The sequence below is a fragment of the Bradyrhizobium prioriisuperbiae genome, from assembly GCF_032397745.1.
GTDB lineage: Bacteria > Pseudomonadota > Alphaproteobacteria > Rhizobiales > Xanthobacteraceae > Bradyrhizobium_A > Bradyrhizobium_A prioriisuperbiae.
The window spans coordinates 7,482,710-7,509,262 of sequence record NZ_CP135921.1; the positions used below are offsets into that span (position 1 = coordinate 7,482,710).

General features: G+C 67.0%; 3 protein-coding genes (1 of these 3 running past the window's edge). All 3 read right to left on the reverse strand.

What is annotated here, in order from left to right:
* Tightly spaced (each overlapping or abutting the next), the 3 genes in view from RS897_RS34930 to RS897_RS34940 form a layout consistent with a single transcriptional unit that may run on beyond the window.
* Positions 1–16,485 carry a non-ribosomal peptide synthase/polyketide synthase gene (locus RS897_RS34930; RefSeq protein ID WP_315833218.1) on the reverse strand — a complete coding sequence of 5,495 codons (16,485 nt, stop codon included), beginning with the start codon at positions 16,483–16,485 and terminating at the stop codon, positions 1–3.
* Complete coding sequence (locus tag RS897_RS34935; protein WP_315833219.1) at positions 16,478–24,364, reverse strand: non-ribosomal peptide synthetase; 7,887 nt, start codon at positions 24,362–24,364, stop codon at positions 16,478–16,480. Before RS897_RS34935 ends, RS897_RS34930 begins: the two co-directional genes overlap by 8 nt.
* Positions 24,361–26,553 carry the 3' portion of a non-ribosomal peptide synthetase gene (locus tag RS897_RS34940; RefSeq protein WP_315833220.1) on the reverse strand. Its footprint extends 7,581 nt past the window's final position, so only the last 2,193 of its 9,774 coding nucleotides appear in the window; the start codon falls outside the window, past its right edge; the stop codon is at positions 24,361–24,363. Before RS897_RS34940 ends, RS897_RS34935 begins: the two co-directional genes overlap by 4 nt.

A 26,553-nucleotide genomic window follows, 5' to 3' on the forward strand; every position in this document is an offset into this window, starting at 1 on the left:
TCACTCCGCGGGTTCGGGCATGCTGAACCGCGTTTCAGCCGGTCCGGTTTCGGGCCGCAGCAAGACGTCGATCGCGTCAAGCCACGCCGCATGTTTGAGAATGCCGAAATGGTCGTCGCCGACAACACCCTGGTCGCTAGCGTTGACCATCACGGCCTCGAGGCGCGTTCGCGCGTCGAGACGACCGGCAGTCCACCAGCAGCGGGCCGTCGCTTTCAGAGACGACGGCAGCGAGGCCTGTTGGGCCAGATCGCGCAGGTGCCGGCCGACGGCGAAGGCCCGCACGATATCGTCTGCACCGGGCAGGCCTTGACGCAGAGCCGGCGACAGCGCGCCATCCTCCAGCGCCTGGGTGATGACCTGCTGGATCGCCTCCGGCGTTTCCGCCGTATTGGCCATCCGCAGTGTTTTTGCCCGCAGCCTGACGCCGGCAACCACCGGCGCCGGAAGGATTGCCGACAACAAGCCGGCGAGTTCGTCGGACCAGTGCGTGGCCGCCGGACCGGTTGCCGTCGTGGTCTTATTGCTCGGCACGAAACTGTCCACCAGCGCAAGGCAGTCAACACTGGCGCCGCTTCGTTCCAGCTCCGCCGTAACCAACGCCGCCAGCAATCCGCCGAGCGACCAGCCGACCAGCGTGTAAGGCCCCTGCGGCTGCACGCGGCGGATCTCGGCCGCATAGTCGACGGCCATGGCCGCAAGCGATGGATCATTCCATGACGAAGAGATCAGCATGCGCGACTGCAGGCCGTAGACCCGCCGGCGTCCGTCCAGACGCGTTGCCAGCCGGTCGTAATCGAACACCGTGCCAAAGCCGCCGTGCAGACAGAACACCGGCCGCGCGGTGGTGACGGCCGCATTGAGCGGCAACAGCGCCGACGGTTTCGTTGGAGCTGCCGCGGTCGCCGCGTCAGCTCCACCCAGCAACTCGCGAATGGTCGGCTTCTGCAGGAGATCGCGCAGCTTGATCTCGACACCCAGTGTCTTGTCCTGGCGCACCCGCGCCACGACCTTGAGGCTGAGGATCGAGTTGCCACCGAGCTCGAAGAAATTGTCGGTAACGCCAACCTCCGGCAGCTTCAGGATCTCGGCCCACAGCCGCGCCAAACCGATCTCGGCCGGCGTCTGCGGCGCGACGAAGGCTTGTGTCTGCACCAGATCAGGCGCCGGCAGCGCCTGGCGATCGATCTTGCCGCTGGGCATCACCGGCAGGCGCTCCAGCACCATCATCCGCGCAGGCACCATGTAGGCCGGCAGGTTTTGACGGAGATGATCAGTCAGCCGCGCGGCGAAACGCTCAGCGCCCTCGCCTGCGGCCTGCGCGCTGTCCTTTGGCGCCACATAAGCCACAAGCTGGCTGCCGGCTGCGGCTGATAACGCCACCACCGCGGCCTGCGCAACCTCGGTGATATCAAGCAGGCGTGTCTGGATTTCGCCGAGCTCGATCCGGAAACCGTTGATCTTGACCTGGTCGTCGGTGCGGCCGAGATATTCGATCACACCATCGGCACGCCAGCGCGCAAGATCGCCGGTGCGATAGAGCCGCGCGCCCGGCTCAATGGCGAACGGATCCGGCACGAAACGCTCCGATGTCATCGCAGCACGGCCGTGATAACCGCGGGCGAGCCCGGAGCCGCCGAGATAAAGCTCGCCGGCCACACTGGCGGGCACGATGTTCAGTGCGGCATCGAGGATATAGGCGCAGCGATCACCGACCGGCAGTCCAATCGGAGCATACGGCGTATCGCAGCTCTCATCGGCACCAACCTTCCACACCAGCGGCGTCACCACGGTCTCGGTCGGGCCATAACCGTTGATCATGATGCGGGGCTTCAGCACCCGCTTCAGCTTGTCGAACCCGGCCTTGGGCATCGCTTCGCCGCCGAAGGAATAGAGCTTCATTGGCGGCGGATTGCCGGTTTGCTCTACCCAGTCGGCCAGTTGCTGCAGATAGGCCGGCGGCAGGCCGATATGGCTGGCGCGGTGCGCCCGCAACGCGTCGGCGGTCTGTTCCGGAGTCCAGAGCTCGCCGTCGCGCATCAGCAATCGCGCACCGTGGGTGAGCACGGTCAGCCAGCGCTCGTGGGCGCCATCGAAGGCGAGCGAGAGGAAGTGCAGCTCGCAGGAGCTCTGGTCGATCTCATAAAGAGCGCCGGTTGCGAGGCAATGCATTGCCAGCGGCCCGTGCGTCACCGCCACACCCTTGGGCTGCCCGGTCGAGCCGGACGTGTAGATAAGATAAGCCAGGTTTTCCGTGCGCAACGCCGGCTGTGGCGCGTGATCCAGACCGGCCTCGAAATCGAAGCCATCGAGCCGGATGGTCGTGACACCGTCAGGGATGGTGAGGCCCGCGACGGCACGCGCGGTCAGCAGGAGCGAGATCCCGGCATCGCTGGCAATGTATGAAAGGCGCTCCACCGGATAGTCCGGATCGAGCGGCACATAAGCGCCACCGGCCTTCAGCACCGCCAGCAATGCGATCATGGTCGCAGGCGTGCGCTCGACCACGATTCCGACCCGCTGTTCGGGCCGCAATCCCCTTGCAATCAGTGCATGTGCCAGGTGGTTGGCGCGGCGGTCGAGATCGCCATAACGAACTTCATCGGCGCCGATGATCAGCGCGACCGCCTGGGGATCGCGCGTGGCGTGGGCCGCGATCGCTTCATGCACCATCGGTGTCGCAACCAGCGGCGTCGCGTGGCTGTTGCAGGCGTCGGCAAATTGCCGGTCCCGGGCCGTCACCGGATCGATCCGGTCCAGCATCAGGGACGCATCGCCGGTCAGCGTTTCCAGCAAAAGCTCGAACTGTGTCCGGATCTGCTCGGCTTGTTCGGCGCTGAAGTGACTGTTCAGGTAGGTGTACTCGACCTGCAGCACGTCCTCGACCAGCACCGACAGATCCATCGGGTAATTCGTGACGTCGACATTGCTCAGCCCGCTGAACGTCAGTCCGTGATTGCCCCGCTCCAGCATGCCGCGTTCGATGGGATAGTTCTCGAACACGATGATGCTATCGAACAGCGGCTGGCCGGCGCGGCCGGCCCAGCCCTGGATCTCGTAAAGCGGCGTCTGCTCGTAGTCGCGGATCGCGGCATTGCGTTGCTGCAACGCGCGCAGCCAGTCACCGATCGCAACCTCCGACGGCGGGGTTTCAATCACCGGAAGCGTATTGATGAAGAGACCCAGCATCTCCTGGGCGCCGTCGAGTCCCGCCGGACGGCCCGCCACGGTGACGCCGAAGGTCACCGTGGGCTGGCCGCTGTAGCGCCGCAGCAGCAACGCCCAGACACCCTGGATCACCGTGTTCAGGGTGACGCGTTCGCGCCGTGCGAAAGCCTTCAGCACGGAGGTGCGCTCCTGGTCGAGCCGGGTGTAGCAGCGGCCATGACCAGCCGAAGAACGAGGCTGGGCGCCGAACGCGTCGGCCAGCTGGGTTGGCGCGTCGAAGCTTTGCAGTTGCTCGCGCCAGAAGCGCTCGGTGTCCGTGGCATCCTGCTGCGCCAACCACGCAATGTAATCCCGGTAATGCGCCGTCGTTGCCGCGGACGGCGTGCCGTCATAGCTGGCGAAGATATCGGCGATGAAACGCGCCGAGCTCCAGCCGTCCATCAGAATATGATGGTAGGTCCAGATCAGCCGCGTGCGATCCTCGTCAAGCCGCAGCAGCCTGACACGTTGCAGCGGCGGCTTCGACAGGTCGAATTCGCCGGTACGCTCACCGGCAACGGCCGTCTTGATGCGCGCCTCGTCGACGGACTGGCCACGCCAGTCGTCGACCGTGATCGCGGGCTGGGCCTCGCGGTACACCGCCTGCAGCGGCGATCCCTGCAGTTCACGCCAGAGGAAGCCGGTGCGCAGGATGGCATGACGTGCGGTCACCTCGCGCCAGGCCGCCTGCAGGCGGTCGACATCGAGGCCGCGGATCTCGACACTGATCTGGTTGACATAGATGCCGCTGCCGGCATCCCGCAGCGCATGGAACAGCATGCCCTGCTGCATCGGCGACAACGGATAGATGTCCTCGATGCCGCGGCCGTCGAGATCGAGGGCGGCAAGCTGCGCCTCGTTCAGGCCGGAGAGCGCGCCCCGCGCCTGCACGGCTTGCACCACGGTCGGCCGCTCGTCTGCGCGCGCAACCAGCGCGAGCGCCTCCAGGGTCTGATGCTGGAACACATCGCGCGGCGCGATCACCAGCCCCGCCTGGCGGGAGCGGCTGATCATCTGCAGCGACACAATGGAGTCGCCGCCGAGTTCGAAGAAGTTGTCGGTGACGCCGACGACCTCTTGCCTGAGCAGGTCGGCCCAGATGACGGCAAGTGTCTGCTCGATGGGATTGCGCGGCGCGATGCGCTCGGCTGTCGCCGCAAGCGCCTCCGGCGCCGGCAGCGCCTTGCGATCGACCTTACCGTTGGGCGTCAGCGGCAGCCGCTCCAGCACCAGGATTCGCGCCGGCACCATGTAGTCCGGCAGTTGCGCCGCCAGAGCCCCGCGAAGATTCGTGGTGTCGAGATCGCCCTCGCCCGTGACATAGCCGACCAGTTGCCGGCCGGCCCCCGCCTCGCGCGCGACCACTACGGCATCGCGCACGCCGGTCTGAGCCCGCAGCCGCGTCTCGATCTCGCCGAGTTCGATGCGGAAGCCGCGGATCTTCACCTGGTGGTCCGCGCGTCCGACATATTCCATGACGCCATCGGCACACCAGCACGCGAGGTCGCCGGTGCGGTAGAGCCGCTCACCGGGCTTGGTTGCGAACGGATCCGGGATGAACCTCTCCGCGGTGAGCCCGCCGCGCTGCCAGTAGCCGCGCGCCAGTCCCTCGCCGCCGATGTAGAGTTCACCGGCCACGCCGACCGGCGCAGCGTTGAGATCACCGTCGAGGATGTGCAGCGTGGTGTTGCCGATCGGACCGCCCAGCCGCGGGCGATCGTCGCTTGGGTCGAGCCGATGCCGCGCCGACCACACCGTGGTTTCGGTCGGCCCGTACACATTCCAGACCTCGCCGGCCTGCGCCACCAGCCGTCGCGCCAGATCCGGCGCCAAAGCTTCACCGCCGCACAGCACCCGGCAGGTCGAGGGAAGCGGCGTTCCCTCGTGGTCGGCCAGCATCCGCCAGGTCGACGGTGTCGCCTGGATCACGGTGACGGCCTCGTCGATCGCAATCGCCTTCAGTTTGGCCGGATCATGGGCCGCGGCCCGGTCCACCAGCACGATACGTGCGCCGACGGTGAGCGGCAGCCACAGCTCCAGCACCGCGATGTCGAACGACAGCGAGGTCAGACCGAGCACACGATCGTTCGCTGTAATCCCCGGCTGCTCCGCCATGGTGGCCACGAAATTGGTCACCGCGTCGTGACGCACCATTACGCCCTTGGGTTGGCCGGTGGAGCCGGAGGTGTAGATCACATAGGCCAGGCTCTCCGGGTGGATCGCGACATCGAGGTTGCTGCCATCGAGATTGCCAGCCTGTTGCGGATCGTCGAGCATCCAGGCCTGGACCCCGGCGCCGGCCAGCATCGGAGCCAGCCGGTCCGACAGGCTGTGCTGCGTCAGCACCAGCGCGGCGCCGCTGTCGCGCAGCATGTGCGCCAGCCGGTCCGCCGGATAATCCGGATCGAGCGGCAAATAGGCCCCGCCGGCCTTCAGCACCGCGAGCAGCGCCACCATCATGGTGGGGCTGCGCTCCAGCGCCAGGCCCACCAGCCGATCCGGGCCGACGCCATGGGCGCGCAGCCGCCGCGCCAGCCGGTTGGCCCGCGTATTCAGTTCGCCATAGCTGACGTGGTCGTCGCCGAACACCAGCGCCACCGCATCCAGATGCAATACCGCCCGTGCTTCGATCTGTGCCACCACGCTCGTCCGCGGACGCGCGTCGACCGTCGCATTGGCTTTCGCCAACAGCACTCGGTCCGCAGCATCCTGGGTCGCGATCATGCCCAGCGGCCGCTCGGCGTCGCGGCTGAGCTGATCCAGCAACTGTACCAGCGCGTTCTGCAGCCGCGCGATCTGCGCGGCGTCGAAATGCTGGAGCTGATAATTGAACACCAGCCGCAACTGCTCACCCAGCGCCACGCTGACGAACAACGGATAGTTGCTGGTTTCGACGATCCTGGTTTCACCGGCCGAGACGCGCTGGCTCTTGTCTTTGAGCGCCTGATCGACGGGATAATTCTCGAACACCAGGATGCTGTCGAACAGCGGCCGGCCGGAGCGCCCCGCCACACGCTGGATCTCGTTGAGCGGGGTCCAGCCATGCTCGCGCAAGGCGAGGTTCTGCTCCTGCAGGTCGCGCAGCCAGGCGCCGACCTTGCCTTGCGGGTTTGCGGCATCAACCACTGGCAAGGTGTTGATGAACAGGCCGACCATCTCTTCAGAGCCGGCAAGTTCCACCGGCCGCCCCGACACGGTGGCACCGAAGCTGACCACGCTTTGGCCGGTGTAGCGGCGCAGCAGCTGCGCCCAGGCGCCCTGCACCAGCGTGTTCACCGTCACCCGCTCGCGCTTGCCGAAGGCCTGCAAGCGCTCGGTCAGATCGCTGTCGAGCGCAAGCGGGAGTGAACCATGACCGGTGTTTGAGCCATCGGCCGGCGCGCCCAGCGCATCGGCGAGGAAGCTCGGCTCCTCCAGCTGCGCCAGCGCCTCGCGCCAGAACAGCGTCGACGCGGCGTGGTCGCGCGCCGCAAGCCAGCCGATGTAGTCGCGATAACGCCCCTGCACCGCCGACAGCGCGCCGCCGCCCTGGTGCTGCATCACCTCGGCGATCAGCCGCGCCGAGCTCCAGCCGTCGAACAGGATGTGATGATGGGTCCAGATCAGCCAGTGGCTGTCGTCATCAAGCCGGATCAGCCGCACCCGCTGCAGCGGCGGGCGCGCTAGGTCAAATCCCTTTGCTCGCTCGGCACGGGATGCCTCGGCAAGCGCTGCGTCGCGTTCGCGGCGATCGCGCGTGGCCGCCCGCTCGCTCCAATCCTCCTCGATGAACGGCACACTGACCTGGCAGAACACCACCTGCTGCGCCGCCCCCGACAGTCCCTGCCAGACAAACCCGGTCCGCAACACCGCATGACGGCCGCTCACTGCCTGCCAGGCGGCGCGCAGCTTCGAAGCATCGAGGCCGCGCACCTCCACCGAGACCTGATTGACGTAGAGTCCGCTCTCAGTGTCCCCCAGCGCGTGGAACAGCATGCCCTGCTGCATCGGCGACAGCGGATACACGTCCTCAACGTTGCGCCAGTCGAGCTGCAGCGCATCGAGCTCGGTCTGCTTCAAGCCGGACAGTGCCACGTCCGATGGGGTGACACCACAGGCGCCGCCGGTGCAGTGATCCACCAGTTGGCGCAGTGCTGCCGCATAAGCCTCCGCCAGCCGCTCGATGGTCTCGCGACGGTAGCGCTTGCGGCCATAACCGAACGACAGCCGCAGCTGCCCCTCTCGCACCTGGCCATTGATGCTCAGCCAGCGCGCCAGTGGCGCGGAAGGGCTACGCGCCGGCCCGGCGCTCTCGCTCGCCAGGCTGAACGGTGAGCCTTCGCCTACGCTGGCGTCGACCTGACCGAGATAGTTGAACACGATCTTGGGATCAGTGATCGCGGACAGTGCGTGCCGCTGTTCGTCGGTGCCGAGATAACGTAGCACACCGTAACCGAGACCGCGTCCGGGAATACTCCGCAGTTCCTCCTTGACCGTCTTGATCAGTGCCGCATCGTCCAGCGCACCGCCCTTGAGCCGCACCGGGAAGGCAGTCGTGAACCAGCCCACCGTGCGCGCAATCTCGGCGTCCGCAAAGATATCCTCACGGCCGTGACCTTCGAGTTCGACCAGCACCTCGTCGAGCCCGGCCCACTGCCCCACCGCCCGCGCCAGCGCAGCCAGCAGCAGGTCGTTGACCTGAGTCCGGTACGCCGACGGCGCATCCCTGAGCAGCCGCGACGTCAGTGCCGCATCGAGCACCAGCGACGCGTCTTCCGCGTCGGCGACGCGATCGATCCCGCCGTGATCCTCATCGCAAGGCAATACCGCAGACGACGCCCGCGCCTGCCAGTACGGCAGTTGAGCAGCGAGATCATCGGTCTTTGCATAGGCCTCTAGCCGCGTGCCCCACGAGGCAAACGACTGGCTCTTTGGCGGCAGCGTGACCGCCGTACCAGATGACAATTGCCCGTAGGCCGCCGCCATGTCCTCCAGCAGCACCCGCCACGACACGCCATCGACAACAAGATGGTGAATGACCACCAGCAGCCGCTGGCTGCCGTCGACCAGATCCATGCCCACGGCCCGCAGCAGCGGGCCCGACAGCGACAGGCTGGCCTGTGCCGATGCGGCGACCGTCGTCACCGCAGCGCTGTCGGCAACGCCGCCGCGCACCCACAGCAGCTCGGATATCGCCGGCGCCGCGCCGTGTTCGGCGCTCCACACGCCGTTGGTCTCGGTGAACCGCAACCGCAACGCATCGTGATGCTCGACCACCGCCGCCAGCGCCCGGCCCAGCAACGCCCAGTCCAGCCGCGCCCGCGGCTGCAGCAGCACGGCCTGATTCCAGTGATGCCGCTCGCCCGCGTCCGCATTGAGGAACCGCAGCTGGATCGGCAGCAATGGATGCGGGCCTTCCACAAGACCTTGTTCCGCAACCGGCCCGGCCTGCGCGTTCTGGTCAGTCCGCGCCGCCAGTGCCAGGGCTTCCAGCGTCTGATGGCGGAACACATCGCGCGGCTCGATCAGCAGTCCCGCCTGCCGTGCCCGGCTCACCATCTGCAGCGACACGATGGAGTCGCCGCCGAGTTCGAAGAAATTGTCGAAAACGCTGACAGTCTCCTGCCCCAGCAGCGCGGCCCAGATCGCAGCGAGCGTTATCTCTACCGCCGTGCGCGGCGCCACATGCTCCGCCCCCGCAGCGATCGCCTCCGGCTCCGGCAATGCCTTGCGGTCCACCTTGCCGTTCGGCATCAGCGGCAATTGCTCCAGCACCATGATCCGCGCCGGCACCATGTAGTCCGGCAGCACGGACGACAGCGCCGTGCGCAGCTCGGCGCCGTCCAGTGCGTCATCTCCCGCAACATAACCGACCAGCTGACGCGAGGCGCCCGCCTCGCGCGCCACCACCACCGCGGCGCGCACGCCGGCCTGCTGCAACAGCCGCGCCTCGATCTCGCCGAGCTCGATGCGGAAGCCGCGGATCTTCACCTGGTGGTCGCTGCGACCGACATAGTCCACCACGCCATCGGCCCGCCATCGCGCCAGATCGCCGGTGCGATACAGCCGATCCCCCGGTCCACCGAACGGATCGGGAATGAAACGCTCCGCCGTCAGTCCCGCACGGCCCCGGTAACCGCGCGCAAGTCCGACGCCGCCGAGATACAGTTCACCGGTGACACCGGCCGGAAGCGGGTTCAAATCGGCATCGAGAATGCGCGTCACCGTGCCAGGAATCGGCGGCCCGATCGGCACGCGACGGCCGTCGTCCCGGCAGGTCCAATAGGTCGCGTTGATCGAGGCTTCGGTCGGCCCGTAACGGTTGTCGAACCGCACGTTGGGGAACGCCATCAGCACCCGCGCCTGCAGCTCCGTCGACAGCGCTTCGCCGCCCGAGAACAGCCGGGTCAGGCTGCTGCAGTGGCGCGACTCCGGCTCGGCAATGAAATGCTCCAGCATGGCCGGTACGAAGTGCAGCGTGGTCACCTTGTATCGGCGGATCGCCTCCACCAGCCGCCGCGGCTCGCGGTGCGCGCCGGGTTCGGCGATCGCCAGCCGCGCGCCCACCGCCAGTGGCCAGAACATCTCCCAGACCGAGACGTCGAACGAGACCGGCGTCTTCTGCAGCAACGTCTCGCTGTCCCTGAGATCATACTCCGCCTGCATCCAGCCGAGACGTCCCGCCAGCGCGCCATGGCTGCAGCCTGTGCCCTTGGGGATGCCGGTCGAGCCGGACGTGTAAATGACGTAGGCCAGGCTCTCCGGATGGATCGACAGACCGAGGTTGCTGCTGTCGCCCTGCTCGCTCGATGGCTCATTGTCGAGCCTCCAGGCTTCGACACCGCTCTCCGCCAGCACCAAAGCAAGACGATCCTCCACCTCGCGATGAGCGAGGAGGAGCGATGTGCTGCTGTCGCGCAGCATGTGCGCGAGCCGCTCCGCCGGATAATCCGGATCGAGTGGCAAATAAGCGCCGCCGGCTTTCAACACCGCCAGCACGCCCACCATCAACTCAACACTACGCTCCAGCGCCAGGCCGACCAGTTGGTCGGGGCCGATGCCACGCGCCTGCAGCCGCCGCGCCAGGCGATTGGCGCGCGCGTTCAGTTCGCCATAACTGACGCTGGTTTCGCCGAACACCAGCGCCCTCGCCGATGGCGTTCGCGCGGCGTGGACCTCGAACTGGGCCACGATGCCGTCGCGGAATACGGATGCTGCCGGCGGCAGCTGGTCGACGTTACCGCTCCAGGCCAGCACCTGGCGCGCGATTGCTCCCTCCAGAGACCCCAGTTCGCCCAGCGCCCGCTCGGCATCATCGGCCATGCGCTCCAGCAGATGGCGGAAGCTGCGCTGCACATGCTCCACCTGCGCTTCGTCGAACCGGCTGCGGTCGAAGCGGAAGCCGAGATTGATGGTCTCGGCCGCAGCGAACACCGCCACCGTCATGGCGTAGTTGGTAAAGGAGACATGCTCCACCCGGCCGAAACGCGGGGTCTCGCCATCCCGGCCGCGCAAGGCCTGGTCGACCGGATAGTTCTCGAACACCAGGATGCTGTCGAACAGCGGCCGTCCCGGCCGGCCGGCGAGACGCTGGATCTCGTTCAGCGGCGTCCAGCCATGATCGCGCAAAGCGAGGTTCTGCTCCTGCAGGTCACGCAGCCAGGCGCCGATTGTGGTCAACGGGCTTGCGCCGTCCACCACCGGCAGGGTGTTGATGAACAGGCCGACCATTTCCTCGGAGCCCGCAAGTTCCGTCGGCCGCCCGGACACGGTGGCGCCGAAGCTGACCACGCTCTGCCCGGTCAACCGCCGCAGCAGTTGCGCCCAGGCGCCCTGCACCAGCGTGTTCAGCGTCACCCGCTCGCGTCGGGCGAACGCCTGCAGCCGTTGCGTCAACTCCGCATCGATCGACAGCGGCAACGAGCCATGGCCGGCGCGATCGGTATCCGCGCGTTCGCCGCCAGCGAGCGCATCGGCGAGCAGGCTCGGCTCCTCCAGCCGGACCAGCGCATCGCGCCAGAATGTTGCCGATGCATCGCGGTCACGCGCTGCAAGCCAGCCGATGTAGTCGCGATAGCGTCCCTGCACCGCCGGCAGCGCGCCGCCGCCCTCGTGCTGCATCACCTCCGCGATCAGCCGTGCCGAGCTCCAGCCATCAAGCAGAATGTGATGATGGGTCCAGATCAGCCAGTGGCTGTTGTCGCTGAGACGGATCAGCCGCACCCGCTGCAGCGGCGGCCGCGACAGGTCGAAACCTTGCGCCCGCTCCGCGCGCGAGGCCTCCGCAAGGGCCTGAGACAGCGCCGCGCGGTCGAGCGTCGCCGCGCGCTCCCGCCAGTCTTCCTCGACGAATGGCACCTGCACCTGGCGATACACCACCTGCTGCGCGGTGCCAGACAATCCCTGCCAGACAAAACCGGTCCGCAGCACCGCATGGCGGCTGCTCACCGCCTCCCAGGCCGCTTGCAATTTTGCCGGGTCGAGATTTCGCATCTCGACCGCGACCTGGTTGACATAGATGCCGCTCTCGCCGTCGCGCAGGGCGTGGAACAGCATGCCCTGCTGCATCGGCGACAACGGATACACGTCCTCGATGGCGCGCCAGTCGAGGCTCAGCACATCCAGCTCGCTCTGGCTCAGCCCCGACAGCGGCAGGTCCGACGGCGTCACACCGCAGGCGCCGCCGGTGCAATGCTCCACCAGTTGCCGCAGCGCCAATCCATAGGCTTCCGCAAAGGCCTCGATGGTCTCGCGCCGGTAACGCTTGCGGCCATAACCGAACGACAGCCGCAACTGCCCATCCCGCACCTGGCCATTGATGCTGAGCCACCGGTTCAAAGGCGCGCTCGCGCTGTGTGCGGGTCCCGCGCTTTCGCGCGCCACCGCAAACGGCGATGCCTCACTGAGGCTGCCGTCGAACTGGCCAAGATAATTGAACACGATCTTGGGGTCGGCGATCGACGACAGCGCCTGCCGCTGTTCGTCGCTGCCGAGATAACGCAGCACGCCATACCCCAGCCCACGGCCGGGAATGCCGCGCAGCTCTTCCTTGACCGTCTTGATCAGCGTCGCATCGTCCAGCGACCCGCCCGCGAGCCGCACCGGGAACGCGGTGGTGAACCAGCCGACCGTGCGTGTGATCTCCACGTCTGTGAACACGTCCTCGCGGCCGTGGCCTTCCAGCTCGACCAGCACCTCGTCCAGCCCGGACCACTGCCGCACCGCCCGTGCCAGCGCCGCCAGCAAGAGATCGTTGACCTGGGTGCGATACGCCGATGGCGCGTCCCTGAGCAGCCGCGCCGTCAGCGCGGCGTCCAGCAGCAGTGAGACGTCCTCGGCATCGGCGACACGATCGATGCCGCCGTGATCGCGATCGCAAGGAAGTAGCGTCGCAGATGATCGCGCCTGCCAGTATGGCAGCTCTGCAGCAAGTTGTTGCGTCGTTGCATGAGCCTGCAGCCGTGCGCCCCAGGAAGCAAACGACTGGCTCTTGAGCGCAAGCGCGACAGCCGCAGCGCCGGACGCCAGCTGTCCAAAGGCCGCCGCGACGTCTTCCAGCAGCACCCGCCAGGAGACCCCATCGACCACCAGATGATGGATCGCCACCAGCAACCGCTGGCTGCCATCGGCCAGATCCATGCCCACCGCGCGCAGCAGCGGACCTGACGACAGCGACAGGCTTGCCTGCGCCGACGCGGCCTCCGCCGTGACCTCGGCCGCATTCCTGATATGGTCGCGGACCCACAACAGCTCGGACACCGCCGGTGCCGCGCCATGCGCGGCACTCCACACGCCATCGGTTTCAACAAAGCGCAGCCGCAGCGCGTCATGGTGATCGACCACCGCCGCCAGCGCCTGGCCCAGTACGGCCCAATCCAGCCGAGTTCGTGGCTGCAGCAGCACCGCCTGATTCCAGTGATGCCGCTCACCGGCGTCCTCGCTGAAGAACCGCAATTGGATCGGCAACAGCGGATGCGCGCCCTGGACAAGGCCCTGCTCCGCAACCATTCCGGCCTGCGCGTTATCGTCGGTCCTTGCCGCCCGTGCCAGCGCCTCCAGCGTCTGGTGACGGAACACGTCGCGCGGCTCGATCACAAGCCCGGCCTGCCGCGCCCGGCTGACCATCTGCAACGAGACGATGGAGTCGCCGCCGAGTTCGAAGAAGTTATCAGTGACGCCGACGCTCTCATACCCCAGCAGTTCGGCCCAGATGGCGGCGAGTGTCGTCTCCACGCCCGTGCGCGGGGCCACATGGTCGGTGCCCGCTGCAATCGCCTCCGGCTCCGGCAACGCCTGCCGGTCGACCTTGCCGCTCGGCATCACAGGCAGACGATCGAGAACCATGATCCGTGCCGGCATCATATAGTCCGGCAGCAGCGATGACAGCGCCGCGCGCAATGCAACGCCATCAAGCGTCGCGTCACCCGAGACGTAGCCAACCAGCTGACGCGCTGCGCCAGCCTCGCGTGCCACGACCACCGCGGCGCGCACGCCGGCCTGCTGCAGCAGCCGCGCCTCGATCTCGCCGAGTTCGATGCGGAAGCCGCGGATCTTCACCTGATGATCGCTCCGCCCGACATATTCGACCACGCCGTCCGCGCGCCACCGCGCCAGGTCGCCGGTGCGATACAGCCGGCCGCCCGGCCCGTCGAAGGGATCGGGAATGAACCGCTCCGCGGTCAGTCCGGCACGATCCCAGTAACCTCGCGCCAGTCCCTCGCCGCCGATATAAAGCTCGCCCGTCACGCCGACGGGCACGAGATTGAGATCGTCATCGAGAACGTAGGCCGACCGCGCCCCAACCGGACGGCCGATCGGTGCGTAGCTGCCCTCGAAGCCGGTGCCTGCGGCCACCTTCCACACCAGCGGCGTCACCACCGTCTCGGTCGGCCCGTAGCCGTTGAGCAGCGTGCGCGGCTTCAGCGCGCGCGCGACCTTGTCGAAGCCGGACCTCGGCATCGCCTCGCCACCGAATGAATAGAGCGACACCGGCGGCGGATTGCCGCGCCAGTCGGCGAAATCGGCGATCTGCTGCAGATAGGCGGTTGGGAAGCCGGCGTTGGTGACGCGCTGCGCGCGCATCACTTCAAGGGTGCGTTCGGGCGACCACAGCTCCTCGTCGCGCATCACCAGCGCCGCACCGCAAGCCAGCGCCGTCCATAGCCGCTCGTGCGCGCCATCGAAGGTAAAGGACAGAAAGTGCAGCTCGCGCGACTGCCGGTCCATGTCGTAGAGCGGCGCCGTCACAGTGCAATGCATGGCGAAGGGGCCATGCGCGACCGCAACGCCCTTCGGGATGCCCGTGGAGCCCGAGGTGTAGATCACGTAAGCGAGACTTTGTGAATGAACCGCGACGGCTGGATCAACCGCCGGCTCATCAGCGAGATCGGCGGCATCGAGCGCAATAACGGCCACATCAGGCAGGTCCGGCAGCGCCAGTGCAGCACCCTCGTTCGCGAGCACCACACGGGCGCCGGCATCACGCACCGCCTGCGCCTGCCGCGCCGGCGGATGATCCGGATCGAGCGGGAGATAGGCCGCGCCGGTCTTCAGCACCGCAAGCAGGCCCGCGACCAGCGACGGCGCACGCCGTGCGGCGATGCCGACGAGATCGCCGGGGCGAACGCCACTCCGGATCAGCCGCTGCGCCAGACGATTGGCGCAGCGATCGAGTTCGCCGTAGGAGATGACATCGTCGCCGAATATCAGCGCCGGCGCTCCCGGTGTGCCGACCGCATGGCGTGCCACTGCCTGATGCACCGGTGGATAGGTTATCTGTGCCGTTTCCTGCTGTAACGCGTTCCAACCCTGGATGGCGGCGAGCTCATCGGCAGACAGCAGCGCGATATCGGCAATGGCGCTGGTGGGATCGGCCACCATCGCCTTGAGGATCGTGATCCAGTGCGACGCCAGCCGTTCGATGGTCGCGGTTTCAAACAACGCCGTGGCGTAGCTGAAAATCGCCGAGACCTCGCCGGCCGCGCTTTCCTCGGTGTCGAGGGCAAGATCGAACTTCACCGTTTCGATCTCGGCGCCGAGTTTCTCGATGGTCAATCCGGTGCGCGTCGGCGGCGCCGTCGCGCCACGGCGCTGGTGGTTGTAGAGCACCTGGAACAGCGGCGACTGGCTCAGGCTGCGCTGCGGCTGCAGCACCTCGACCAAACGCTCGAACGGCAGGTCCTGGTTGTCCTGCGCCTCCGCCGCGGTGTCGCGCACCTGCGCAATGACGTCAGTCACGGACTGCCGGCCGTCAAGGCGGCTGCGCAGCACCTGGGTGTTGACGAACAGGCCCATCATGCGCCGCGTCTCGTCGCGATGACGGTTGGCGACGGGCACGCCGACACTGAGGTCGGACTGGCCGGTGTAGCAGCGCAACAGCAGCTTGAAGCCGGCCAGCAGCACCGTGAACAGCGTGGTCCGCTGCGCGCGCGCCAGCTGACGCATGCCCTCCACCAATGCCGGATCGAGTGCCAGGCGCACCACGGCGCCGCGCTGATCGGGCTCCGCCGGCCTGATACGATCGAGCGGCAGTTCGAGCCGCACCTGTTCGCCACCCAGTCGTTCGGTCCAGTAGGCAAGCTGGCGTTCACCGTCGACGGCGGAGGCCCAGAGACGCTGCCACAACGCATAATCGGCATATTGAACAGCAGGCGCCGGCAGCGCCGCCGGCTGGCCCTGCGCATGGGCGTCGTAGAGTTGCCAGAATTCCTCGATCAGAACGCCCATCGACCAGCCATCGGCGATGATGTGATGCAGCGTGACAACGAGAATGTGATCGTCCTCGCCGAGTGCCAGCAGTGCAACGCGCAGCAGCGGCCCGCGTGCGAGATCGAACGGCTCCGCCGCCTCGCTGCGCACCAGCCGGCGCGCCTGTGCTTCGCGGTCATCTCCCCCGAGCGCGACACGCCGGATCGCGACGGCCACCGGATCCTGGACGATCTGCTCGACCTGGTCGCCGTCCTGGCCAAATACCGTGCGCAACGACTCGTGCCGGCGTACCAGTTCGTCGAAGGCCTGCTGCAGCGCAGGGACATCGAGGCGGCCACGCACGCGCACCGCCACCGGCATGTTGTAGGCCGCACTCGCCGGATCCATCCGCCACAGGAACCAGAGCCGCGTCTGCGCGAACGACAACGGCGCCCGCGTTGTCTCCAGGCGCGGGATCGGCAGCATGGAGAGATTGACGCCCTTGGTCGCCAGCTGCTTCAGGAAGGCCTGCTGCTTGGCCGGATCGAGGCGCATCAGGCGCCGCGAAATCTCCAGCAACTGAGCATTTTGCGAGGCGGCAGTATCAGTCATCGGAAAACTCGACTTCCTTGAGCATGTCGAACATCGCGGCGATATCGCCCGCGCGCTGCTCGATCAGGCTGTCCGGCTGCAGCACAATGAGCTCAGCCGCCATGGTTTCAACAGATGTCATCTCGAACAGGCGGCGCAGCGGCAGTTCGCAGCCGAACTCCCGCTTGATGCGGTCGACCACCTGGACGGCGACCAGCGAGTCGCCGCCGAGTTCGAAGAAATTGTCGGTGACGCCGACGTCGGGCTGCTTGAGCAGATCGGCCCAGATCGCAGCAAGCTTCACCTCAGTGGGGTTACGCGGCGCCACGCGCTCAGTTGCGGCCGACAGCGCGTCGGGCGCCGGCAGCGCCTTGCGGTCGACCTTGCCATTCGGCGTCAGCGGCAAGCGATCCAGTATCACCGTCCGTGATGGCACCATGTAGTCGGGAAGCTGGGCTGCCAGAGCGGCGCGAAGACTCGTTGGGTCGAGATCGTCCTCGCCCACCACGTAGCCCACGAGCTGCCGCCCCGCACCTGCCTCGCGTGCGATCACCACCGCGTCACGCACACCGGGCTGGGCACGCAGCCGGGTCTCGATTTCGCCAAGCTCGATGCGGAAGCCGCGGATCTTCACCTGGTGATCGGCGCGGCCGACATATTCCATGACGCCATCGGCGCACCAGCGTGCCAGGTCTCCCGTACGATACAGCCGCTCGCCGGGTTTGGTTGCGAACGGATCCGGGATGAACCGCTCCGCCGTCAGCGCCCCGCGCCGCCAGTAGCCACGCGCCAACCCCTCGCCGCCGATATAGAGTTCGCCGGCCACACCGACCGGCGCTGCATTAAGATCACCGTCAAGGATGTGCAGTGTGGTGTTGCCAATCGGGCCACCCAGCCGTGGACGGTCGTCGCGTGGATCGAGCAGGTGGCGCGCCGACCACACCGTGGTCTCGGTCGGGCCGTACACGTTCCAGACCTCACCGGCCTGCGCCACCAGCCGCCGCGCCAGATCCGGGGCCAGTGCCTCGCCGCCACACAGCACCCGGCAGGTGGAAGGCAGCGACGTTCCCTCATGGTCGGTCAGCATGCGCCAGGTCGATGGTGTCGCCTGGATCACGGTGACGGCTTCGTCGGCCGCGATGGCCTTCAGCCTGGCGGGATCATGGGCGGTGGCGCGGTCGACCAGCACGATGCGCGCGCCGACGGCCAGCGGCAGCCACAGTTCCAGTACCGCGATGTCGAAGGACAGCGAGGTCAGGCCGAGCACACCATCCCGTGCATCGATCCCCGGCTGCCCCGCCATGGTGGCCACGAAATTGGTCACCGCGTCGTGGCGCACCATCACGCCCTTGGGCAATCCCGTCGAGCCCGAGGTGTAGATCACATAAGCCAGGCTCTCGGGATGGATCGGGAGGCTCAGGTTGCCGCTATCGATCTCACTGCTTTGCTGTTCGTCGAGCATCCATGCCTCGACCTCGGCTCCAGCCAGCACTGGGGCCATCAGGTCCGCGAGGCTGCGCTGGGTCAGCACCAGCGTCGCACCGCTGTCACGCAGCATGTGGGCGAGACGTTCCGCCGGATAGTCCGGATCGAGCGGCAGATAGGCGCCGCCCGCCTTCAGCACCGCAAGCAGCGCCACCATCATCGAGGGATTGCGCCCCAGCGCCAAGCCCACCAGCCGGTCCGGCCCGATGCCATGCGCCTGCAGCCGCCGCGCCAGCCGGTTGGCCCGGGCGTTCAGCTCGCCATAGCTGATACGATCGTCGCCGAACACCAGCGCCACCGCATCCAGATGCAACGCTGCCTGTGCTTCGATCTGCGCGACGAGGCTTGCATGTGGTCGGAATTCCGTCGTCGCGTTGGCCGCCGACAGCAGCGTCCGATCCGAGGAATCCTGCGCGGCGATCACACCCAGCGGCTGCTCCGCATCGCGGCTCAGCTGATCCAGCAGCCGTATCAGCGCACTCTGCAGACGCTCGATCTGTGTCTTGTCGAAATGCTGGAGCTGATAGTTGAACACCAGCCGCAAGCGGTCACCCAGCGCCACCATCACGAACAGCGGATAGTTGCTGGTCTCGACGATCTTGCTGTCGCCGACCGAGACACGCTGACTCTTGTCCCGCAACGCCTGGTCGACGGGATAATTCTCGAACACCAGGATGCTGTCGAACAGCGGCCGTCCCGGCCGCCCGGCCAGCCGCTGGATTTCGTAAAGCGGCGTCCAGCCGTGCTCGCGCAAAGCGAGATTCTGCTCCTGCAGGCCACGCAGCCAGTCCCCAACCCGGGTCTGCGGGTTTGCGTCATCGACCACCGGCAGGGTGTTGATGAACAGCCCGATCATTTCCTCGGAGCCTGCCAGATCCGCCGGCCGGCCCGACACCGTAGCGCCGAAGCTGATGGTGTTCTGCCCGGTGTAGCGCCGCAGCAGTTGTGCCCATGCGCCCTGCACCAGCGTATTCAGAGTCACCCGCTCGCGTCTGGCAAAGCTCTGCAGCCGATCCGTCAGCTCCGCATCGAGTGACAGGGGCAGTGATCCATGGCCTGTATTCTGGTCGCCGGCCGGCGCACCCAGCGCATCGGCCAGAAAGCTCGGTTCGTCCAGTCTGGCCAATGAGTGGCGCCAGAACGTCGCCGACGCGTCGGGATCGCGCTGACGCAGCCAGCCGATGTAATCGCGATAATGCCCCTGCACTGCCGGCAGCGCACCACCGCCCTCGTGCTGCAACACTTCGGCGATCAGCCGTGCCGAGCTCCAGCCGTCGAGGAGAATGTGATGGTGGGTCCAGATCAGCCAGTGGCTATCATCCGTCAGGCGGATCATCCGCACCCGCTGCATCGGCGGGTGCGACAGGTCAAAACCCAACGCCCGCTCCGCCTGCGAGGCGTTCGCCAGCGTTGCGTCCAGTGCGGCACGATCGAGACCTACGGCCCGCTCTCGCCAGTCCTCTTCAGCGAATGGCACCTCGACCTGGCGATACACCACCTGCTGCGCGGCACCCGACAGTCCCTGCCAGACAAAGCCGGTTCGCAGCACCGCATGGCGCGCACTGACGGCCTGCCAGGCTACGCGCAGCCGCGCCGGATCGAGCCCGCGCACCTCGACGGCCACCTGGTTGACATAGACGCCGCTCTCGGCGTCGCGCAAGGCGTGGAACAACAGGCCCTGCTGCATCGGTGACAACGGATAGATGTCCTCGACATTGCGCCAGTCGAGCTGCAGCGCATCGAGTTCGCTCTGGGTCAATTCCGACAGCGCCACATCGGAGGGCGTCACGCCAGCGACGCCACCGGTGCAGTGATCGACCAGCTGCCGCAGCGCCGTCGCATAGGCCTCCGCCAGACGCTCGATGGTCGCGCGCCGATAACGCTTGCGGCCATAGCCGAACGACAGCCGCAGCTGGCCGTCCCGCACCTGGCCGTTGATGCTCAGCCAGCGGCCAAGGGGCGCGCTGGCACTGCGCATCGGCCCCGCACTCTCGCGTGCCATGGCAAACGGCGAGCCCTCGCCGACGCCGGCGTCGAGCTGGCCCAGATAATTGAAGACGATCCGGGGATCATCGATCGCAGCAAGCGCCGCGCGCTGTTCGTCACTGCCGAGATAGCGCAGCACACCATAGCCAAGGCCGCGGCCGGGAATGCTCCGCAGCTCTTCCTTGACCGTCTTGATCAATTCGGCATCGTCCAGGGCGCCGCCCGAAAGCTTCACCGGGAATGCAGTGGTGAACCAGCCGACCGTGCGTGCGATCTCCGCACCCGCGAACACATCCTCGCGGCCATGGCCTTCCAACTCGATGGGCAGCTCATCGAGACCGGCCCACTGCCGCAGGGATCGCGCCAGCGCCGCGAGCAAGAGGTCATTGACCTGGGTCCGATACGCCGACGGCGTGTCCTTCAGCAGCCGGGACGTCAACGCGGCATCGATGACCAGCGACACCTCGTCGGCATCAGCCACGCGATCGACACCATCGTGGTCGCCGTCACAAGACAGCTGAATGTTACTGCGCCGCTCCTGCCAGTATGGCAGCTCCGCGGCCAGCTCCTCCGTTGTGGCAAAAGTCTGCAGCCGTGCGCCCCACGAGGCGAACGACTGGCTCTTTGGCGGAAGCGCGACGGCCGTCGCACCGGATGCCAATTGGCCGTACGCCGCCGCCACGTCCTCCAGCAACACCCGCCACGACACGCCATCGATGACAAGATGATGGATCACCACCAGCAGCCGCTGGCTGCCGTCGACCAGATCCATCCCGACCGCCCGCAGCAGCGGGCCTGACAACGACAGGCTTGCCTGGGCCAATGAGGCGACCGCAGTCACCTCGGTCGCGTCCGTGATCCTCTCGCGCAGCCACAGCAGTTCGGACACCGCCGGCGCGGCCCGGTATTCGGCGCTCCAAGCTCCGTTCGTCTCGGTGAACCGCAGCCGCAGTGCATCGTGATGATCGACCACCGCTTCAAGTGCCCGGCCCAGCATAGCCCAGTCCAGCCGCGTTCGCGGCTCCAGCAGCACGGCCTGATTCCAGTGATGCCGCTCTCCGGCGTCCTCGCCAAAGAACCGCAACTGGATCGGCAACAGCGGATGCGAGCCTTCGACAGGGCCCTGCTCCGCGACCGGCCCTTCGTGCACGCTCTCGTCGGTTCGCGCAATCAGTGCCAGGGCTTCCAGCGTCTGATGCCGGAACACATCCCGCGGCTCGATGATGAGGCCGACCTGCCGCGCCCGGCTGACCATCTGCAGCGAGACAATGGAGTCGCCGCCGAGTTCGAAGAAATTGTCGGTGACGCTGACGGCCTGCTGGCCCAAAAGCTCCGCCCAGATCGCCGCAAGTTTGGCTTCGACGGGGTTGCGCGGCGCGACGTGATCGGTTGCGGCTGCAATCGCCTCCGGCTCCGGCAAAGCTTTGCGGTCCACCTTGCCATTCGGGGTCAGAGGCAACTGGTCCAGCACCATGATCCGCGCCGGCACCATGTAGTCCGGCAGCAGGGCCGACAGCGTCGCGCGCAGCTGCGCACCATCGAGCCCCGCATCGCCGCTGACATAGCCGACCAATTGTCGACCGGTACCGGTGTCACGCGCCACCACCACAGCGGCGCGCACACCGGCCTGCAACAACAGCCGTGCCTCGATCTCGCCGAGCTCGATGCGGAAGCCGCGGATCTTCACCTGGTGGTCGCTGCGCCCGACATACTCGACCAGGCCATCGGCACGCCATCGCGCCAGATCGCCGGTGCGATAGAGTCGTTCGCCGGGATTGCCGAATGGATCAGGAATGAATCGTTCGGCCGTCAGCCCGGCACGACCCCAGTAGCCCCGAGCGAGACCTTCACCGCCGATGTAGAGCTCGCCGGTCACACCCGCGGGCACGAGATTCAAATCGTTGTCCAAAATGTAGGCGGAGCGCGCCCCGACGGGGCGACCGATCGGTGCATAGGCTCCGGGGGTCAACATTGCATCGTCGACCGGCCAGGCCATCGGCGCAATCACCGTCTCCGTCGGTCCGTAGGCATTGACCAGCAGATCGATGTCGGTGACGGCGCGCAGCGCCGCGATCCCGCTGTCCGACCAGGCCTCGCCACCGACGATACAGGCGCGCAGCTTGAGCTGATGACCGCGCCGCTGCAGCGTGCCGCTCAGCTGGTTGGCATAGGCCGGCGGCAGGAACAGCACCGAGACGGCGCGCGCCTCGACTTCCGCGATCAGGTCATCGATCGGCAGGTCCCGCCCGCGCGTCAATACCAGCGCGCCGCCGGTGGTCAACGGCACCAGCCAGCGCTCGTGCGCAATGTCGAAATTGATCGATGCGAATTGCAGCTCGCGATCGCTCGCGGTCATGCCGTAGAGACGAGCGATGGCCGCGCAGTGCATCGCCAGTGGCCCGTGCGCCACCGCCACGCCTTTGGGCAGGCCGGTCGAGCCGGAGGTGTAGATCACATAGGCCAGACTTTCGCTGATAATCGGCAGATCGAGATTGCGGTTGTCGATCCCTTCGCTCGATGGCTCGTCATCGATGGACCACGCCGTGACGCCGGCTTCCGCCAGAACAGGCGCAAGACGGTCCGCCAGCGCGCCGTGCATCAGCACCAGCGTGGCGCCGCTGTCGCGCAACATATGGCCGAGACGGTCCACCGGATAATCCGGATCGAGCGGCAGATAGGCTCCGCCGGCTTTCAGCACGGCCAGCAACGCCACGATCATCTCGGCGCCGCGCTCCAGCGCCAGACCGACCAGACGATCCGGGCCGATGCCGTGGGCGCGCAGCCGCCGCGCCAATCGGTTGGCGCGTGCGTTCAACTCGCCGTAGCTGACGACATCATCGCCAAGGATCACCGCAGCCGCCGACGGCGCCTGCTTCGCCCGCGCCTCGATCTGCGCGAGCACCGTTTCCGAAAAACCCCGGGCATCCGGATTGGTCGCGAGGCCCAGCAGTCGGGAGCGCTCGCTCGTGCTCAGGAGATCGATCGTGCCGACCGAGCGGTCTGGCGCATCGGCCACCAGCGTCAGCAGGTCGCGGAATGCTTCGCTCCACGCTTCAATCGTCGAGGCATCGAACAGATCGATGGCGTAGCGCAGGCTGCCGTGCAGCGCGCCATCGACCCCCTCCGTCGTGGTGAGCTCCAAGTCGAACCGGCAGGCGCGGCTGTCCGGCTCGACGAACTGCCAGTCGAGCGCGCCCGTGCTCCTGCGGCCGCTGAGCGCCGGCTCGTGGCTGTAGCTGACCTGGAACAGCGGGTTGTGGGTGACGGTCCGCTCGGCACGCAGGGCCCGCACCAGCCAGTCGAACGGCAGATCCTGGTGCGCCTGCGCACCCATCACCGTCTCGTGCATTTCGGCCACACAGCGACGGAAACTGAAATCCGGCATCAGCGGCGTGCGCAGCACCTGCATGTTGACGAACAAGCCAATCACGCGCTGCAGTTCGGAACGGCCACGGCCGGCCGCGGGCATGCCGATGTGCGGATCCGGCCGTCCTGTCAGCCGATAGAGAAACAGCGCAAACGCCGCGGCCACCACCGTGTAAATCGTGGTGCGGCTGGCAACGCCCAAGGCCTTCAGGCGCGCCGTCGTGGCCGCATCGAGTGAAAACGCGATCGCCGCGCCGCGGTGGCTTGGCTGATCCGGCGGCGGCCGGTCGGCGGGGAGCGCAAGCTCCTGCTCGCTCCCACCCAGTTTGTCCGACCAGTAGGCAAGCTGACGCTCGCCCTCGCCAGCCTCGAGCCAGGCATTCTGCCAGGCGGCATAGTCGGCGTAACGAACACCGCTGTCCTTTGGCTGAGGTGCGCGTCCGAGGCTCAGCGCGTCGTAAAGCCCGATCAGCTCATCGAGCAGCAGCGGCATCGACCAGCCGTCGAACACGATGTGATGGATGGTCAGCCGCAACAGGTGGTCGTCCGGGGCAAGCCGGATCAGATGAACCCGCAGCAGCGGACCGTGCTCCAGGTCGAACGGCGCGGAGGCCTCCGCGATCGACAACGGCTCGATCGCGGCTTCGCGCGCCTGCGCATCGAGATCACCGAGGTCGCTCTCGGCGATCGACAGCGAAGCAACCGCTGCCACCTGCTGCAACACACGGTCATCGTCCTGAACGAAAGTGGTCCGCAGCCCCTCGTGGCGGGCAAGCAGCCGGTCGAACGCCTGCGCAAGTGCCGTCACGTCCAGTTGGCCGCGCAGGCGCGCGGCCCCGGAGATATGATAGGCGGCGCTGTCCGGCTCCAGCTTCCAGAGAAACCACATCCGACGCTGCGCATGGGACGCGGCGCTGCGGCCAGCCGGCGCGATGTCAGGCGGGATCGGCAGCAGCGAGAGATCAAGGCCCGACGCGCGCGCCTGCTCCAGGAAGCTGCGCCGCTTGTCGGCGGGCAGCTCGATGAAGCGTCGCGACAGCCGCGATGTCTGCTCGGGTGTCATTCCGCAGCCGCCTCCAGCGAGGACAGCAGCGCATCGATCTTGTCGACATCGGCGGCCTCGGATGCGCCGCCATTGTCGCCTTCGATCCGGCGGGCCAGCCGTTCGATCGACCCGCTCTCGAACACCTCGCGCAGCGAAATCGTCGACTTGAGCTGTTCACGCACATGCGCCACCAAGCGGATGGCCGTGATGGAGTCGCCGCCGAGCTCGAAGAAGTTGTCGGTGACGCTGACAGCCTCCTGTCCCAGCAGTTGCGCCCAGATCGCCGCAAGACTGCTCTCGACCGGCGTGCGCGGTGCGACGTGTTCGCTACCTGCGGCAACGGCCTCCGGCTCCGGCAACGCGCGACGATCCACCTTGCCGTTCGGCATCAGCGGCAACCGCTCAAGCACCACGATCCGTGCCGGCACCATGTAGTCCGGCAAGACAGGGGAAAGCGCCGTGCGCAGTTGCGCGCCGTCAAGCCCATCCTCGCCGCTGACATAACCGACCAGTTGCCGGTTCGCGCCGGTTTCGCGCGCAACCACCACAGCGGTCCGCACGCCGGCCTGCTGCAACAGCCGCGCCTCGATCTCGCCGAGCTCGATGCGGAAGCCGCGGATCTTGACCTGATGGTCTGACCGACCGACATATTCGATCGCCCCGTCCGCGCGCCAGCGTGCCAGATCGCCGGTGCGATAGAGCCGGTCTCCCGACCCGCCGAACGGATCAGGAATGAAACGCTCCGCCGTCAGTCCGGCCCGGCCCTGGTAGCCGCGCGCAAGCCCGACGCCACCGAGATACAACTCGCCGGCGACACCGGCCGGCAGCGGGTTCAGATCGGCGTCGAGGATTCGTGTCACCGTGCCCGGGATCGGCGGGCCGATCGGCACGCGACGGCCATCGTCGCGGCAAGTCCAATAAGTCGCGTTGATAGTCGCTTCGGTCGGACCGTAGCGATTGTCGAACCGCACTTTCGGGAACGCCGCCAGCACCCGCGCCTGCAACGCCGTGGACAGCGCCTCGCCGCCCGAGAACAAACGCGACAGGCTAACGCAATCACGCGCTTCTGGCTCGGCAACAAACTGCTCCAGCATCTGCGGCACGAAGTGCAGCGTGCTCACACTGTGCTTGCGGATCGCCTCGACCAGTTGCCGGGGTTCACGATGCGCGCCGGGCGCGGCGATCGCCAGCCGTGCGCCGGCCGCAAGCGGCCAGAACAGCTCCCACACCGAGACGTCGAATGAAACCGGTGTCTTCTGCAGCAGTGTCTCGCTGGCTTTGAGGCCATATTCGGCCTGCATCCAGCCGAGCCGTCCCGCCAGCGCGCCGTGGCTGCAGCCGACCCCCTTGGGGATACCGGTGGAGCCGGAGGTATAGATCACGTAGGCCAGACTGTCGGGATGGATCGACAGATCGAGATTGCTGCCGTCGGTGCCTTCGTCTTGTTGCCGATCATCGAGCATCCAGGCTTCGACACTCGTCTCCGCCAGCACCTGGGTCAGCCGATCTTCCACATGGCCGTGCGTGAGAACGAGCGAAGTACCGCTGTCGCGCAGCATGTGTGCGAGACGCTCCGCCGGATAGTCCGGGTCGAGCGGCAGATAGGCGCCGCCGGCTTTCAGCACCGCCACCACGGCCACGATCAACTCGAAACTGCGCTCCAGCGCCAGGCCGACCAGACGATCCGGCCCGATGCCATGGGCACGCAGCCGCCGCGCCAGCCGGTTGGCCCGTGCATTCAGTTCTCCGTAGCTGAGGCTCCGGTCGCCAAACACCAGCGCAGTCACCGATGGCGCCTGCACCGCCCGGACCTCGATCTGTGCCACGATCCCGTCGCGGAACACGAACGCCGACGATGGCAGCCGGTCCACAGCGCCGCTCCACGCCAGCACCTGGCTCGCATCCTCCAGAGCACCGAGATCGCCGAGCGCCTGCTCGGCGTTGTCGATCATGCGCTCCAAGAAATGTTGGAAGCTGCGTCGCAGATCCTCCACCTGGCCATCATCGAATCGGCTGCGATCGAAGCGGAAGCCGAGATTGATCGTATCGGCTGCGGCAAACACCGCCACCGTCATGGGATAGTTGGTGGTGGAGATATGCTCCACCCGGCCAAAGCGCGGCGTCTCGCCGTCCTTGCCGCGCAGGGCCTGGTCGATGGGATAGTTCTCGAACACCAGGATGCTGTCGAACAGCGCGCGTCCGGACCG

Coding starts and splice junctions, on each gene's coding strand:
- RS897_RS34930 (WP_315833218.1), bottom strand. CDS start 16,485: ATGACTGATACTGCCGCCTCGCAAAATGCTCAGTTGCTGGAGATTTCG.
- RS897_RS34935 (WP_315833219.1), bottom strand. CDS start 24,364: ATGACACCCGAGCAGACATCGCGGCTGTCGCGACGCTTCATCGAGCTG.